The organism is Streptomyces sp. NPDC001508 (assembly GCF_040298665.1).
Lineage (GTDB): Bacteria > Actinomycetota > Actinomycetes > Streptomycetales > Streptomycetaceae > Streptomyces.
In genome coordinates this window covers 1-15,901 of the sequence record NZ_JBEPAP010000054.1, presented here as the reverse complement: position 1 = coordinate 15,901, position 15,901 = coordinate 1, and the positions used below count along the sequence as shown (strand labels likewise).

At 72.4% G+C, this 15,901-nt stretch carries 13 protein-coding genes; 10 read left to right on the top strand and 3 right to left on the bottom strand.

The window, feature by feature from the left end:
* Window positions 1-741 precede the first annotated feature (741 nt).
* From ABT245_RS34335 to ABT245_RS34325, 3 genes are all read left to right on the top strand, one after another.
* Window positions 742-1,500, top strand: a complete 759-nt coding sequence (locus tag ABT245_RS34335) for a GOLPH3/VPS74 family protein (protein ID WP_351741465.1) — start codon at window positions 742-744, stop codon at window positions 1,498-1,500.
* A gap of 275 nt (window positions 1,501-1,775) precedes the next feature.
* The gene (locus ABT245_RS34330) at window positions 1,776-2,633 is read left to right on the top strand and encodes a helix-turn-helix domain-containing protein (protein WP_351741463.1); all 858 of its coding nucleotides are present in this window, start codon (window positions 1,776-1,778) and stop codon (window positions 2,631-2,633) included.
* 187 nt (window positions 2,634-2,820) lie between these two features.
* Entirely contained in the window at window positions 2,821-3,012 is a 192-nt protein-coding gene (locus ABT245_RS34325; protein ID WP_351741460.1) for a DUF397 domain-containing protein, read from the top strand.
* Window positions 3,013-3,347: 335 nt separating this feature from the next.
* Here ABT245_RS34325 and ABT245_RS34320 read toward each other — a convergent pair whose 3' ends face one another.
* Together ABT245_RS34320 and ABT245_RS34315 are read right to left on the bottom strand one after the other, a co-directional pair.
* Window positions 3,348-3,854, bottom strand: coding sequence for a glutathione peroxidase (locus ABT245_RS34320; protein ID WP_351741458.1), 507 nt, complete (start codon window positions 3,852-3,854; stop codon window positions 3,348-3,350).
* A gap of 75 nt (window positions 3,855-3,929) precedes the next feature.
* Window positions 3,930-4,946 (bottom strand): ArsR/SmtB family transcription factor, encoded by a 1,017-nt coding sequence (locus ABT245_RS34315; protein WP_351741571.1) that lies wholly within the window; start codon window positions 4,944-4,946, stop codon window positions 3,930-3,932.
* Window positions 4,947-5,630: 684 nt separating this feature from the next.
* Between ABT245_RS34315 and ABT245_RS34310 the strand changes: the two genes are divergently transcribed.
* The 7 genes from ABT245_RS34310 to ABT245_RS34280 all read left to right on the top strand — a co-directional run bounded on the left by ABT245_RS34310 (window position 5,631) and on the right by ABT245_RS34280 (window position 14,924).
* Window positions 5,631-6,719, top strand: a complete 1,089-nt coding sequence (locus tag ABT245_RS34310; RefSeq protein ID WP_351741456.1) for an MFS transporter — start codon at window positions 5,631-5,633, stop codon at window positions 6,717-6,719.
* A 225-nt stretch (window positions 6,720-6,944) separates the two neighbouring features.
* Window positions 6,945-7,496 (top strand): EF-hand domain-containing protein, encoded by a 552-nt coding sequence (locus ABT245_RS34305; protein WP_351741453.1) that lies wholly within the window; start codon window positions 6,945-6,947, stop codon window positions 7,494-7,496.
* Between the two features lie 20 nt (window positions 7,497-7,516).
* Window positions 7,517-8,644, top strand: a complete 1,128-nt coding sequence (locus ABT245_RS34300) for an isocitrate/isopropylmalate family dehydrogenase (protein ID WP_351741450.1) — start codon at window positions 7,517-7,519, stop codon at window positions 8,642-8,644.
* Window positions 8,641-9,264: a cysteine hydrolase family protein gene (locus ABT245_RS34295; RefSeq protein ID WP_351741448.1), complete on the top strand. Its 624-nt coding sequence runs from the start codon at window positions 8,641-8,643 to the stop codon at window positions 9,262-9,264. Before ABT245_RS34300 ends, ABT245_RS34295 begins: the two co-directional genes overlap by 4 nt.
* A 188-nt stretch (window positions 9,265-9,452) precedes the next feature.
* The gene (locus ABT245_RS34290; RefSeq protein WP_351741568.1) at window positions 9,453-10,376 is read left to right on the top strand and encodes an SAM-dependent methyltransferase; all 924 of its coding nucleotides are present in this window, start codon (window positions 9,453-9,455) and stop codon (window positions 10,374-10,376) included.
* 503 nt (window positions 10,377-10,879) lie between these two features.
* Entirely contained in the window at window positions 10,880-11,920 is a 1,041-nt protein-coding gene (locus tag ABT245_RS34285) for a LacI family DNA-binding transcriptional regulator (RefSeq protein WP_351741445.1), read from the top strand.
* Window positions 11,921-12,062: 142 nt separating this feature from the next.
* The gene (locus tag ABT245_RS34280; protein ID WP_351741443.1) at window positions 12,063-14,924 is read left to right on the top strand and encodes a protein kinase domain-containing protein; all 2,862 of its coding nucleotides are present in this window, start codon (window positions 12,063-12,065) and stop codon (window positions 14,922-14,924) included.
* 96 nt (window positions 14,925-15,020) lie between these two features.
* On the opposite strand, the gene ABT245_RS34275 is transcribed toward ABT245_RS34280, so the two are convergent.
* Window positions 15,021-15,815 carry a DUF2249 domain-containing protein gene (locus ABT245_RS34275; RefSeq protein WP_351741440.1) on the bottom strand — a complete coding sequence of 265 codons (795 nt, stop codon included), beginning with the start codon at window positions 15,813-15,815 and terminating at the stop codon, window positions 15,021-15,023.
* Between the last annotated feature and the right edge of the window lie 86 nt (window positions 15,816-15,901).

Below are 15,901 nucleotides of genomic sequence, written 5' to 3'. Positions count from 1 at the left end.
CTGCGCCGCGTCCTCGGCCTCGCCGGTGTTCCCGGCCGCCGTCGCACCGCCGTCGCGCGTGGCGGCCCCGGCCGTGTTCCGGTCCGTCTCCGCGCTGCCGCCCCGGGCCCCTGCCCGGCTCTCGGTCTGGGCTTCTGCCCGGCCCTCGGTCTGCGCCGTGTTCCCGGTCCCCGTTCGGCTCTCGGGCTGGGCCGGGTTGCGGGTGCTCGACCGGCCCCCCGTTCCGCCCGTGTTCCCGGTGCCCGCCCGGCCACCGGCCTGGGCCGGCTTCGCGGCGTTCGTCGTGTTGTCGGCGTCGGTCGACGCCTCCCGTGTCGAGAGCACCTTGGTCGCCGTGTCCGCGCCGCCATGGGACGCGCCCCCGCGGGACTCGGACGCGCGGGCCACCGCGAGCCGCGGATCCCGCGTGTCGGGAACCGTGCCCGCGCTCCCCGACGTCGGTTCTCCCGACGACTCGCGCTGCTTCGACCTGTCGGGGGACTCGCCCGCCACCGATGCCTCCTCCATGCGCCGCACGTCCTGGGTGCGGCCGCCGAACCGACCGTTGTTGACCGCTGGCCCCGCCCGGACCGCGTCTCCCACCGCTGTCCGAACCATGTACCAGTGTCCTGTGTATGGGCCAAACCCATGGGGTAGACGAGAACGACATACCTACCGGTTCCCTTACGAACCGGTCACGCACTCTCGACAGACCAATGTGAGAGGGGTCACCCTGTCATTCATCCACGCGGGGAGGCATGGATGGGCAGGAGCCGCAGAACACTTCCGGAGGAGCTTCTGCTGCTGGCATTGGACCCGACCACGGGTACCACTGCACAGCCGCAGTCGCTCGACCTCGGTCTGGCCGGTGCACAGCTAGTGGAGCTGGCGCTGGCCGGACGGATAGCCCCAGACGGGGATCGTATCGCCGTGGTGGTGCCACGGCCGACAGGAGATCCGACTTTGGACAGTGCATTGGAGTTGCTGCGCAGGCGCGGCGCTCCGGTACGTGCCGTCCACTGGATCGGCGGGCCGCGTCTAGGGCTTCGCCAGACCTATCTCTCGCATCTGGAGCGGTGCGGCATGGTCGCCGCCGTGCCGGGCCAGATGTGCGGGGTGCTGCCGACCACTCGCTATCAGGCGACGGAGACCGCCATCAGCCGGGAGATCCGTGCCCGGCTGGACTCCGCGATCCGCACCGGCGTGCCGCCGGACCCGCGGACCGCGGCGCTCGCCGCCCTGGCGCACGCGGTCGGCCTCGGCAAGCACCTGTATCCGGGCAACGAGGGACGCTCGTCCCGCTCCCGGCTACGGGATCTGATCAGGCACGACCCGATGGGCGGCCTCGTGGCGCACGCCGTGATGGACGTCCAGAACGGTGCGGTGGCCCAGCCGCGCCGCGGCCCCGCCGCGGCCGGCCGGCAGCAGTCCGGGCCCGGCGCCCGGCCCGCGGTGGAACCCGCACACGGGGTTCCGATGCAACCGCGCCGCGGTTCGATGGCGCGCGCCGTGGTCCACTGAGCCGCAGTTTCCACGGCACCGCGCGCCACCCGGCCGCACGGAGCACCACCGTATGCCGCACCGTCAGTCCCCAGACCCGGTTCGGGAGCCGCTGGTCCGAGCGGGACGGTGAGACCCCGGTCTCGCCGTCCCGCTCGGCCGTCTGCGCTCGAACTGACGCGTACGCGCCGCATATCCACCGTTTGCCAGCGGTGATAAGCACCTTGGTGGCAGTCTGCTCAACAGCAGATACGCAAAGTGCCAGGTACAGGCAGTCAGCCGGAGGTGCACGTCCCGTGGCGTCCAATGTCAATCCCACCGTCAGGCGACGCCGGTTGGGCCAGGAGTTGCGCAGGCTCCGTGAGCTCAAGGGCATGACGGCGGAAGAGGTGGCTGAGCGACTGCTGGTGTCGCAGTCGAAGATCAGCCGGTTGGAGAACGGGCGGCGCAGCATCAGCCAGCGGGACGTCCGTGACCTGTGCGGGGTGTACGAGGTCGAGGACCAGCGGATCGTCGACTCGCTGATGGAGATGGCCCGGGACTCGAGACAGCAGGGCTGGTGGCACGCGTTCGGGGACATCCCGTACAGCGTCTACATCGGCCTGGAGACCGACGCCGAGTCACTGCGGGTGTACGAACCCCAGCTCGTCACCGGCCTGTTGCAGACCCGCGCGTACGCGGAGGCCCTGGTGCAGGGCGCGTTGCCGGAGACATCGACCGAGGACATCGACAAGCGGGTCCAGGTGCGGATGCGGCGACAGGAACGTATCAGCGCCGAACACAACCCGCTTCGGCTGTGGGTGGTGCTGGACGAGGCCGCGCTGCGCCGGCTCGTCGGCAGCAAACTGGTGATGCGCGAGCAGTTGGAGCATCTGATCGAGATGTCCCATCTGCCCCATGTCACCGTGCAGGTGCTGCCGTTCGAGTGCGGGGCGCATCCGGGGCTCAACGGGCAGTACGCGATCCTGGAGTTCGCGGACGCGGCCGACTCCAGCGTGGTGTATCTGGAGGGGGTCACCAGCGACCTGTACCTGGAGAAGGCGCACGACGTTCAGAAGTACGCGGTGATGTACGAACATCTGCGGGCACAGTCCCTCAATGTGGAACAATCCCGGCAATTCATTGCAGACGCGGCGAAAAGTTACGCCCGTTGAGCCTTCCATCGAGGGCGGCGCGCATGCTACATGGGCCCATCGCTCCGGTGGAAGACTCCACTGGAATATGCCATCCAGTCGAGTGAACGACTCCTCCGTGAGGGGAGGGTGGCGAGTAGCGTCGATCACGCCAACTGGAAGACCGTTGGCGCGAATCGCACGACAGAAACTCGCAACAGGAGTGGACATGGCACTGCTTCAGGGCGCCACGGCGACGTGGACGAAGTCCTCCTATTCCGCAGGGAACGGGGCGTGCGTCGAGGTCAAGTCGCCCGCACCCGAGGGACTCGCCGTACGCGACTCCAAGGTTTCCGAGGGACCGGTCCTGGCCTTCCCCACCGACGCGTGGAACGCCTTCGTGGCATCGGTCAAGGCGTAGGGAAACCTTTCTGGCCCCGCCGGATTCCGCCGACAACCACACCATCCGTAATCGCGACATCCACAACTGCACCATCCACAACTGCACCAGTTACAACTGCACAAGCTCGACCCAGAGCCCTCTCGACCAGTTCGCCGTCCTTGCCGAGGGGGCTCGCCCCTTCCCCGGGGCATCCGGTCCGCGTAAGGCACCGACCACCCGGCGTCACCGCATCGTCACCGACGTCACCGGCGTCATCGGTGTCACCGCACCGGGAACGCCACGTCGCACACCGCGTCCCCGGGTCCCGCCGTGTCCCAGTCCGCAGGGGGAAGGTCAACCGGGCGGGCCGCCGCTCAGCCGAGCCGGCCCTCGATGGCCGCCACGACCTCCGCCGACTCCGGCTCGGTCTGCGGCGCGAACCGGGCGACGACCGTGCCGTCCCGCCCGATCAGAAACTTCTCGAAGTTCCAGCGGATGTCGCCGCTGTGCCCCTCGGCGTCGGCGAAGCCGGCAAGACGCTCGTACAACGCGTGCCGTTGCGCCCCGTTCACCTCGACCTTCTCGGTCATCGGGAAGGTCACGCCGTACGTCGCGGAGCAGAACTCGGCGATCTCCTCGGCGCTGCCGGGCTCCTGCCCGAGGAACTGGTTGCAGGGCACGCCGAGCACGGTGAAGCCCCGCGCCGCGTACCGCTCCTGGAGCCGTTCAAGACCCGAGTACTGCGGCGTCAGGCCGCACTTGGAGGCCACGTTCACGATGAGCACGGCCTTGCCCGCGTACTGCGGCAGATCTGCGGGGCCGCCCTGGAGCGCGTCGATCTCGACGTCGAGTACGGAGCCGTTCTGGTCGTCAGTCGTCATGACGCGATGCTATGCGGAGCCGCGGACCTGGCGGTGCAACCGGTCACGATGCCGCCGCGGCCGACCGAGGGCGCATCACGGCCGTCCGGCCTCGACGAGTATCCGGCCAGCCGGGGTCCGTGAGTACAGCACCGACCGGCCCGCCCGCCGCCGCTCGACCAGTCCCGCCTCCAGCAGCACCTTCAGATGCCGCCCGACCGACCCGAGCCCCTGCCCGGTCACCGCCGTCAGCTGCGTCGTGCTCATCGGGGAACCGAGCAGCACCAGCACCTCGGCCCGGGTCGCTCCGAGCAGCGCGCCCAGGCTCGCGGGCACCGCCCGGTCCCGTACGTCCGTCAGCGCCCCGGCGCAGGGGTAGACCACGGCGTACCGGTCCCGTTCCTCCCAGGCCACCCAGCCCGTCTGCACGGTCACCGGCACGAACACCAGCTCCGCGCCGGAGATCTCCCGGGGCGGATACTCGTGCCGGTTCACCTGGAGCCGGTTCTCGCCGAGCCAGCGCGTGCGCCCCGGCGCGAGCGCGTCCAGCACCGCCGCCCAGCCGCCCCGGCTCACCTGCGCGGTCCGCGCGACCACATCCGCCTCCAGGACGCGTCGGCGCCGGTCCCAGTACGGCCGCACGGTCTTCGTCCACACGTACTCCAGGAGCGTGGCCGCCCGCTCGGGCAGGTCGTCGCGGTGCAGTGCGGCGGGGACCGGGCCGGCCAGGGACACCCGCAGATCGGCCCGCGCCGCCTCGGGGCGGGCCGCCCGCACCCGCGCCACGGCCTCCTCGAAGGTCTCGCCGTCGCGCGGCGGGGGAGTGAGGAAGTCGGCGTTCCAGCCCTTGACCTCCCGGCCGCCCGGCCGCGCCGGCTCCGGCCGCAGGGACCGCTGCCGGCCCAGGCCGGCCCGCACCAGCAGCGCGGTGACCGGGTCGGCCGCGAGCCGCGCCCGGTACGCGGGCAGATGCTCGCGCAGCCACTCCGCCTCGCCGGGATGCGTTCCCCCGCCCGCGTGCAGCAGCTTCAGAGCGGCGAAGGTCTCGGCGAGCGGGGAGAGTACGAACCGGCTGCCGGCCAGCGTGTCCGCGTTGACCTGCCACCAGCCCACGGCGGTCTCCTCCCGTACGACGTTTCGCACCAGGACGAAACAATAACGGCCGCCACCGGCCACCCCGAGACTCCGCGCATGCCCGACACCAACCCTTCCACCCCGCCCCCCACACCCCCCTCGACTCCGTCCCACGCCCCCACCGCAAGAACCGGCTCAGCCGACCACCCCTCCCCGGAGACCCCGCCCGGGGACCGTCCGTCCCCGGAGGGTTCGTCCTCCGGCCGTTCGCCGAGCGACCGGGCGTCTTTCGACGGTGCGTCTTGTGGGCGCCCGGCCGTGGATCGTGTGTCTTTCGACGGTGTGGCAGCCGACCGCGCGCCGAGGGACGGCGCCCCCACCTCAAGGCCCGCCTCCACCACGCACCCTTCCGCAGAGCCCCCGCTCAGGGACCGCCCCTCCACGGAGTGCCCACCCGGGGACCGCCCCTCCACGGAGTGCCCACCCGGGGACCGCCCGTCCCCGGAGACCCCGCCCGGGGACCGTCCGTCCCCGGAGGGTTCGTCCTCCGACCGCCCGCCGCGTGACCGGGCGCCCGCGGAGCGTTCGCCCGGGGACCGGTCGGACCTCGGGCGGTCGGGATATCGAAGCCTCTTCCGGGCCCCGGAGTTCGCCCCGCTCTTTCTCGCCACCGCCGCGCACACCGCCGCCCAGACCGTCAGCGGTCTCGCCCTCGGGACGCTGGTGTACCGGGCGACCAACTCGCCGCTGCTGTCCGCCCTGAGCATGTTCGGCCCGTCGCTTGCCCAGGTGCTGGGCGCCACCCTCCTCCTGTCCGGCTCCGACCGGCTGCGCCCGCGGGCCGCGTTGACGGGCATCTCCCTGTCCTTCGCGGCCGGCACGGCGGTCCTCGCACTGCCCGGCCTGCCGATCGCCGCGGTCTTCGGTGTCGTCCTCGCCCTCGGCCTCGTCGCCTCCCTCGGCGGCGGCGTCCGCTGGGGACTGCTCAACGAGATCCTGACCAAGGACGGCTATCTGCTGGGGCGTTCGGTGTTCAACATGATGTCCGGCATCATGCAGATCACCGGGTACGCGGCGGGCGGCGTCCTGGTCGCCGTCCTCTCCCCGCGCGCCTCGCTGCTGCTGGCGACCGTCCTCTACCTGGCGGCGGCCCTCGTCCTGCGCCTGGGCCTGACCGCGCGCCCGCCCCGGGCGGCCGGCCGACCCTCGGTCACGGCGACCTGGCGCACCAACGCCGTCCTGTGGTCGGCCCGCCCGCGCCGCCTGACCTACCTGGGCCTGTGGATCCCCAACGGCCTGGTCGTCGGCTGTGAATCCCTTTACGTGTCGTACGCCCCGGACGCCGCGGGCACCCTGTTCGCCTGCGCGGCACTGGGCATGCTCGCCGGTGATGTGACCGTCGGCCGGCTGCTGCCGGGGCCGGTCAGGGCCCGGCTGGCGACACCGCTGCTCGCGCTGCTCGCCGCCCCGTACGCGGTGTTCGCGCTGCGCCCCGCGGTCCCGCTCGCCGCCATCTGTGTCGCCCTCGCCTCCGTCGGCTTCGGCGCGAGCCTGATCCAGCAGGAGCGGCTGATGGCCCTGACCCCCGACGAACTCAGCGGCCACGCCCTGGGGTTGCACTCGGCGGGCATGCTGACGTTGCAGGGCATGGGCGCCGCGCTGGCCGGCTCGGTGGCCCAACTGACCTCGCCGGCCACCGGAATGACGGCGATGGCAATGGCCTCGCTCGCGGTCACGCTGGCCCTGGCCGCGGCCGGGCGCTGCCCGGGCGGCGCCCACGACGACCGGGCGTCCCGTGCCGCCGCCGACTGACCTGCACCGCCGCAACCGCCACGCGCGCGTGCACGCCCCCACCACAACACGCAACAGAATCAGGCCGATTCCTCCTATTCGGCGATACATCCCTGCATGGCCGCACACGCCTCGGACCTCACGGCAATCATGATTCGGGCCGGGCGAAGTCCGGCCGTACGGAGCGGGCGCAGGTCCCGCCCGACCCCCATTCCCCGACGCACCCTCACGAGAGGTCACCAAGTCATGCGCGCAGAGGCCACCCAGCGAGTCGCCCTCGTCTTCTCCCTCCTGGACGCGAACGGCAACGGAGTCCTGGAGTCGGAGGACTTCACGCTCATGGGCGACCGGGTCGTCGCCGCGGCACCCCGTTCCGGCCAGGCGGCCAAGGACGCCATGCGGGCGGCCTTCGAACGGTACTGGACCACGCTGCTGACCGAGCTGGACGCCAACGGAGACGGCGTGATCAGCTTCGAGGAGTACACCGCCTGTGTGCTCTCGCCCGAGCGCTTCGACGCCACGGTCACCGGGTTCGCCCAGGCCCTCGCCGCCCTCGGCGACCCGGACGGCGACGGGCTGATCGAACGCCCGGACTTCATGGCCCTGATGACGGCGATCGGCTTCGAACGCGGCAATGTCGACGCCCTCTTCGACGCCTTCGATCCCGCGGCCGGCGACCGGATCCCCGCGCCGACCTGGGTCGAGGGCATCAGGGACTACTACGCCCCGGACAAGGCGGGCATCCCCGGTGACCACCTGGTCGCCGGGGTCGGGACGGGCACCGGGCCCGCGGCCTGACACGGTGGCCGGAATCCGTCATGAGCAGCGCGGAACACATCGTCGGCCTGGCCGTCGGCCGGGGCACGGGCGCGGAGATCGCGGCGGTCTTCGAACGGGTCCTGGACGGGTTCGCCCGGATGTACGGCAGCGACATCGCGGTGGTGCGCTCGCCGCGCACCTACCACTCGTACCTCTCCCTGCGGGCACGGTCCGCCACCCGGGACCGGGACGGCGGCGGCATCGAGGAGACGCGCCGGCTGACCCAGGAGGACGCCGACCACTACGAACAATTCGTCCGCGCACGGGCCGCGGCGGGCACCCGGGTGATCTTCCGTACGGCGATCAACGCCCAGACCCTGTATCTGGTACGGCAGCGGCTCCGGGCCGTGAAGGTGGACACGCTCGACGCGGGCGGCGCCAGGATGCTGCTGGTCCGGGACCAGGCGCAGGGCTTCTACACCGGTGACAACGAGCACCGGCCCGGACACGTCAGGCGGGTCACGGAGTTCAGCCGGGAGATCACCGGGAAGGTCCTGGAGTACGCGGTGCGCCGGGCCTGGCGCGAGTGGCCGCACGAGGGGCCGGACCGGATCGTGATGGCGTACAAGTTCCATCTGCTGGACGGTGCGCTGGACGACTGGGCGGCCGAGTTCGCCGACCGCCACGGCGTCGACGTACGGGTCTTCCAGCCGGACACGGTCAACCGGAACCTGATCGCGCACGGCCCGGCCGACCGCACGGTGCTGGTGGCGGGCAACGAGTGGGCCGACATCATGCATGTCGTCCTGCTCGACCGGTTCGGCGCCGGACGCCAGGAGGACCACTGCACCCGCAATGTGCATCTCCACCCCGATGTGCACGGGCTGGTCGAGTACCAGACGGTGCACGGCTCGGCGGACGACCTGGAGGGACGCGACCTGGTCAACCCGGTGGCCACCGTCCGGGCCGCCGCCGCGATCGCCGAGCGGCACGCGGAGTGCCCCGGCGCCGGTGCCGCGGCGGAGCGGGCCCTCGCCGGCGTCCGCAGGGACGGCATCCTCACCCCCGACCTCGGCGGGCAGCACCGCACGACGGACGTGGTGGACGCCTTCCTCGACGCGCTGGAGCCGGGCGGGCGGGCGCGGGCGGGGCAGCCCGTCACCACGTCACGGCCCGCCGGACCATGACGCCGGCGGCGCACCGGGGTACGGCGCTGGTCGTCGTCGACATGCAGAACGACTTCTGCACCGGCCCGCTCGCGACCTCCCGTTACCCCGGTGACCCGGCGGCACTGCGGAGTGTCGTCACCCACACCGTGCGCGCGGTCGCGGCGGCCCGGGAGCACGGCACCGAGGTGGTGTTCGTCCGCTTCACCGGGGACCCGGCCCACCAGGGACCCGCCTGGCGGCGCCGGGACGAGCGGCGCGGACGGCCGGCCAAGTGCCTGGAGGGCAGTTGGGGCGCCGAGTTCGCGGCGCCGCTCGAACCGGCGCCCGGCGAGCGGGTGTTCACCAAGCGGGCCTGTTTCGACGCCTTCCTCTGCGCCGGCTTCGAGGAATACCTCGCCGGCCGTGGCACCGGACACCTGGCCTTCGCCGGGCTGTTCACCGACGTCTGCGTGGACAGCACGGCCCGTACCGCGTTCCAGAAGGGCTTCCACATCACGGTCCTCGGCGACTGCACCACCGCCCTGCACACCCCCGACGAGCGGATCCTGGGCTTCATGCGACGCCTCTACGGCGCCCGTATCACCCCGTACGCACACACCGCCGCATGGACCCGGCACCCCGAAGAGGAGGAGACATGACCGCAACCACCCACGAATCCAATGGGGTTGAGCGAGGTGTCGGTCTGACGGCAACCGCCCACGAATCCAATGGGGTTGAGCGAGGTGTCGGTCTGACGGCAACCGCCCACGAGTCCAATGGGGTTGAGCGAGGTGTCGGTCTGACGGCAACCGCTTACGAGTCCAATGGGGTTGAGCGAGGTGTCGGTCTGACGGCAACCGCTTACGAGTCCAATGGGGTTGAGCGAGGTGTCGGTCTGACCGCGCTGCTGGTGGCCGCCGCCCGTGCCATCGAGACGCACCGGCCCGACGCGCCGGCCCGGGACGAATACGCCGAGCACTTCGTCCGTGCCGCCCCGGCCTGCGCGGACTGGCCGGTGCGCCCCGAGGAGGTGCCGGGCGGTGACGCCGACCCCCTGTGGGGCAGGCTCGGCCGCTACTTCGGCCTGCGGACCCGGGTGTTCGACGACCATCTGCTGGACCGCGTCGAGACGGGCACCCGCCAACTGGTCCTGCTCGGCGCGGGCCTCGACACCCGTGCGTACCGACTGCCGTGGCCGAGCGGCAGCACCGTCTTCGAGATCGACCAGGAGCCGGTACTCGCCTTCAAACAGCACACCCTGGACGGCCTGGCGGCCACATCCCGCGCCCGGCGCGTGCCGATCGCGGCGGACCTACGAGGGGACGACTGGCCGCACGCCCTGCTCGCAGCGGGCCTCGATCCCGCCCACCCGACGGCCTGGCTGGCCGAGGGCCTGCTCCTCTACCTCCCGGCCGCCGCGGAACGCCGTCTGATCGCCGCCGTCACCGCCCTCAGCGCCCCCGGAAGCTCCCTCGGCTACGAGGTGAAAGAGGGCGTCGAGTCGGCCGCGGTCCGCAACTCCCCGATCTACACGGCGGCCCGCGAACGCATCGGCGTCGACCTGCTCGCCCTGTTCGACCCGGACCCACGCCCGGACTCGGCAACCACCCTCACCCACCACGGCTGGCACACCACAACCCACACCCCCTTCGACCACACCCCCCGCCTCGGCACCGGCCTCCACCCAGAACCCCACGACCCCCTGTCCACCAACCGCTGGATCACCGGCATCCACCAGCCCTCCCCGGACGGGACGACGACCGACCACTGACAAGGCGAACGACCGGCCCTCGCAACTGCCGCCACTGTCACGGTTGTTCGGCTGGGTTGTGGTTACGTGGCGGGCGGTGAGGGCGAACCCCGAGGCTTCCCCGCCTGACCGCCTCCCGGAATCCGCCCGGCCGCCCCCCGGAATCCGCCTGGTCACCCGCCGGAAGCCACCCCGGCGGCCAGCCGGAATCCGCCCGGCCGCCTCCCGGAATCCGCCTGGTCACCCGCCGGAAGCCACCCCGGCGGCCAGCCAGAATCCTTCCGGCCGCCCCCCGGAATCCGTCCGGCCACCCCCCCCGGAAGCCGCCCGGCCACCCCTCGGAAGCCACCCGCTCCCGGAATCCGCCCGGCCCCTCCCGGAATCCGCCTAGCCACCCCCCGGAATCCGCCCGGCTGCCGGCCAGAAGCCGTGCGGCCCGGGTCCAGGTGCGTCCGGGCGGCCGCCGGAGGTGTCCCGTTGGGGAGAATGGGGGCGGTTCGGCAGCGGCGAGGTGGGAGACGGGTATGGCGGGCGAGGGCGGTCCGGTGACACTGCGCGGGATCGCGGAACGGCTCGGGCTGCACGTCTCGACGGTCTCCCGGGTCCTCAACGGCCCCTCCGTGGAACAGGGCCGCGCGGCGTCGGGCGAGACGGCGCGACGGATCCGGGAGCTGGCCGACGAACTCGGCTACCGGCCCAACCCGCACGCCACCAGCCTGCGCACCCGGCGCAGCAACCTGGTCGGGGTGCTCTTCCCCCGGCTGTCCGAGATCGTGGTGGCCACCATCTACGAGGGGGTGGAGGAGGAGGCGACCGCGCGGGGGCTCTCCACCTTCGTCACCAACACCCACGACGACCCCGCCACCCAGCGCGAGCGGATAGGCATGGTCCTGGGCCGCCGGGTGGACGGCCTCATCATCGGCGACGCCCACCTGGACGGGGCCGCGCTGACCGACCCGGCCCTGGACGGCACGCCCTTCGTACTCGTCAACCGCCGCACCGACACCGGCCACCCGGCGATCACCTGCGACGACCGGCTGGGCGGGCGCCGCGTGGCCGAGCACTTCCTGGATCTGGGCCACCGCCGGGTGGCCGTCATCGCCGGTGAATCCTTCGCCAGCACCGGCACCGACCGCACCACCGGCTTCACCGACCGCTACCGCGAGGCCGGCCTGCCCCTGCCCGCCCACTGGGTGCGGCACTGCCGTTTCGACACGGCCGGCGGGCACCGGGCCGCCGCCGAGTTGCTGAGCGGGCCCGACCGGCCGACCGCGATCTTCGCCGTGAACGACCTCGCGGCCATCGGCACCATGGGCGCCGCCCGCGACCTGGGCCTGCGCCTGGGCGAAGACCTCGCGCTGGCCGGGTTCAACGACACCCCGCTCGCCGCCGAACTGCCCGTCCCGCTCACCAGCGTCCGTTCTCCCATGGCCGAGCAGGGCAGACGCGCCGTACGGCTGCTGCTGCGCCGTATCGCGGGCGAGCCCGTCGCCTCGGAGGTGCTCAGGCCCGAACTCGTGGTGCGGGCTTCCTCGGGCATGCCGATCGGGCCGGGTCTGCGATGAGCGCGAAAGCGTAGCGCCGCCCCGATCACCCGTCAGTTCCGTTCCCCACGAGGCCAGCGGGCACCGTTGCCCAAACGATTGGCGCAAACGATTGGGTAGAGCATACTGAGCCCGGGAAACACGTCCGGCTACGGCGATGGGGGTGGGCTTGGTGGGGTGGTTCGGCAAGCTGCGCGGGGCGGTACCGGTTCCTCGCGCGGAGGTGGTCGCGCTGTTGCGGGAGGGCAGCGGGGCGGCGGAAATGACGGCCCGTCAGGGCAATTCGAAGCAGGCCGCCGAACGCTACGCGGAGCTGGTCGCGCAAGCGGAACGCGCCCTGGGACCACAGGACGCCGACACATTGGCGCTGCGGCACCAACTGGCCCACTGGACCGGCGAGTCCGGACAACCGGAAGCCGCAGTGCACCTGTTCGGCCGGCTGATGGCCGACCGGGAGCGGATCCAGGGACCACGTCATCGGGACACCGAACTCGCCCGGCATCAACTGGCCCACTGGCACGGCCGGTCGGGCCGGCCCGAGGAGGCCGTCCGCCGCTACGAAGCCATGCGCCGGTCCGCCGAGGCGGAGAACCGCACCGAGACGGCGCTCACCCTGCTGTGCGAGGTCGGCTACTGGCAGCAGAAGAGCGGCGACAACGCGGCGGCGCTGCGCGCGTTCTCCCAGATGCTGCAGACCGCGCAACAGGAACTCGGCCCCGGCCACCAGCTCGTCAACATCGCCCGCCAGCGCTACGCCGAGGTCGCCGGAGGACTGCCGTTCGGCAACGAGGGCGGCCACGACGGGCTGCAGGACCTCCTCGCGACGGCCGCCGCGGTCGAAGCCGAAGGGGACTTCCAGCGCGCCGGCCGGATGTACGGGCAGATAGCCGCGCGCTCCGAGGAACTCTACGGCGCGGACAGCCCCCGAACCCTCTCCGCGCGCGTCCAGCAGGCGAAGGCGGCGGTAGCGGCGGAGGACCACGCGACGGCCGTCGACTGCTTCGGAAAGGTCCTCGCCTGCATGGAACTGCGGGGCCAGGGACCGGGATCACCGGAGTACGACATCCTCCGCGCACAGCGCGACGAACTCGCCCGGACGGCCCGGCGTCCGGTGCTCCGCATCGACGAACCGACCGCGACGCTGTTGGGCGAGACCGTGCAGGCCGCCCCGGAGACGGCATGCGCGGTGCTGGCACGCGAAGCCGGCCCGTCCCAGGCGCCCCGCCTCGCGGTCGTGAACGACGGTGCGGACGACGTGACATGGCGCGCGTGGAACGCCGAGCACTGGGCGGCCGTGCTGCGGGGCCTGTCCCGGCAGGGATATGAGGCGACGGCCCTCTGCTTCGCCCGCGGCGACCTGCGGCCGATGCCCGAAGAGGCCGCCGTGTGCGAGGGGTTGGGGCTGCCGGGCGTCTATGTGTCCCGTCTGAGCGACGAGAACGTACAGATCGAGGCGTACGTCTTCCAGGAGGGCGAACCGGTGACGGCACGGGTCGTCGTGGTGAAGGACGAGCGGCCCGCGAACGGTGAACAGGCCGCGCTGAAGCGGAAGTCCGCGGGCGCCGCGGACGGCCGGATCGCGGTGCACCCGCAGGCCGCGGCCATCGGGACCTGGCGGGAGATGGAGCGGGCCCGGCCCGTCGCCGGGATGGACCAGCCGCCCGCCTTCGGTACGTACGAGGTGCTGGAGTGCGTCGGCGAGGGCGGCTTCGGACGTGTCTACCTGTGCCAGGATCCCGATGGGCTGATGGTCGCGGTCAAGACGCTGCACGCACACCTCGCGGCGGCTCCCCCGATCAAGCGGGGCTTCGCCCACGAGGTGCGGGCGGCCCAGCGGGTCGACGGGCGGTTCACCGTGCCGGTGATCGCCGCGGACACCGACGGTCCGACGCCGTGGATGGCGGTGCCGTATGTGGCCGCCCCCTCCTTGCAGGAACTCGTCGAGCGCTGCGGAGGGCTGGAAGCGGATCTGGTACGGACGCTGGGGGCGGGTATCGCCGTCGCCCTGAGCGCCATTCACGCCGAGGGCATCGTGCATCTCGACCTCAAGCCGGCCAACGTGCTGCTGACCGAGGACGGCCCGCGCGTCATCGACTTCGGCATCGCCCAGATCGAACGGCTCACCGAGCCACGGCGCGGCTTCGCCGGCACCTACGCGTACGCCTCCCCCGAGCAACTGCGCGAGCAGCCCACGTTCACCCCGGCCAGCGATGTGTTCTCCCTCGGCACCGTCCTCGCCCGCCTCGCTCTGGGGCGCAGCCCCTGGGGCCGGGACACGCCGTCCGTGGTCGCCGCCATCCGGGCCGGCACTCCCGATCTCGCCGGGCTGCCCCGGGACCTCGGGGAGGTGATCCGGTCCTGCCTTCACCCCGATCCGGAGCGGCGGCCGACGGCCGGTGACGTGGCCGAGGCGCTGGTCCCCGGGGCCGGCGAGGGCAGCATCGAACGGCCGCCGCTGTCGGAGCAGGCGCGGACCCTCGTCGCGGAGCACGCCACGGTGCCAGCCACCCGCCACTACCAGACGCTCGCCTACACCCGAGCCCCTACCCCCGAAGACACCACATGGGCCACGCCACAGCCCTCCCACACGGTCCCAGCCACCACGCAGGCCGCTGCCCGCACGGGGATGGTGGACGAGGCGGCCGAGCGCACTGCCGACGCCGTAGCCACCACGCCCACGCAGGACGACGCCGCTGCCCGCACGGTGACGCTGGACGAGGCGGCCGAGGAGCTGGCGGCCCGAGTCCTTCGCTGGGAGCGCGGACAGGAGGGGATGTCCATGGCGGAGACGCGCCATGGCTGCGGCACCTTCCTCAGCGAGGCACAAGCGCGGCTGGGCGCACGCCACCCACTGACCCTGCGGCTGCGGGTCTCACACGCCATGCTCGGCTGCGACCGGCCCGGCGGAGTACGCAACGCCGAACAGGCGCTGAACGACGCCGCCGCCCACCTCGGCGAAACCCACCCCACCGTACGGGACGCCCGCACACTGCTGGCGGTACTGAAGTCAACAGGGGTGGGCTGACCCCGGCGCGTCCGGGCGGGGTTGTGGTCGCGTCCCCGATCACCGAACGGCTCCGTCGCACCCCGCCCGCGTCAGCCACCGGACGGTGCGGCGTGCTCAGCGGTGTGTGAGCAGCAGACGCCACGCCTGCGGGCCGCGCTGGAGGTACTCCACCGCGAACGCGCCCGGGTGACGGTCCTCGATCTGGCCCAGCAGGGGCAGCGGGTCGTGCGGCGCGACCAGGACCATCGCGCGTCCGGAGGGCACCGCGGCGATCGCGCCGAACACCGTGGCGTGCCGCAGCGAGTGGGGGACGTCGCGTACGTCCAGCTCGGGCACCTCCGTCTCGTCCGAACCCCCGCAGCCACAGGCTCCCCCGCAGCCACCGCCGGTCGTGGCCGCCTCGCCGGCGCCACCGTGCTCGTCGTCGTGGCCGAGGATGTCGTGCATGCCCGTGAGGAGTTGGGCGAGGGAGATGTCCGGTGCGCCGGCCAGCAGCGGCAGGACGAGGGTGTTCTCCTTCTCCAGGTGCTCCTCGAACAGCACTTGGAGCGCCCGGCCGTCGGTCGCCGCCCGCACGGCCGATCCGGCGGTGCGCAGCGCGTCGACGAGCGTGGTGAGCCTGCGATGCTCGGCGAGCATGCCGTCGATCAGCAGGTGGGCGGCGGGCAGGTCGTGGGCGACGGGGTAGAGGGCCGCCTCCTCGGCGACCGCGTGCGGCAGCAGGTCCCGGTCGCAGAAGCGGACCAGTTCCGCACGGGCCCCGTCGGCCGCCGCCGGGTCGCGGTCCGCGGCCGCGATCAGCATCGCGACCCGTCCGGCCAGCTCACCCGCCAGCTGCGTGTGATGTGCCTCGATCGCTTCTGCGGCCGCCGAGTCCTGGGGGTCCGATGCGATGGTCAGGGTGCTCATTAGAGGACCATCCCTTCTGCAGCCCTCACGGGTAGGGTTGTGACCTCTCGGTCCCGGTGGGTGCACGGCCAGTGGTGCGAGCCGTT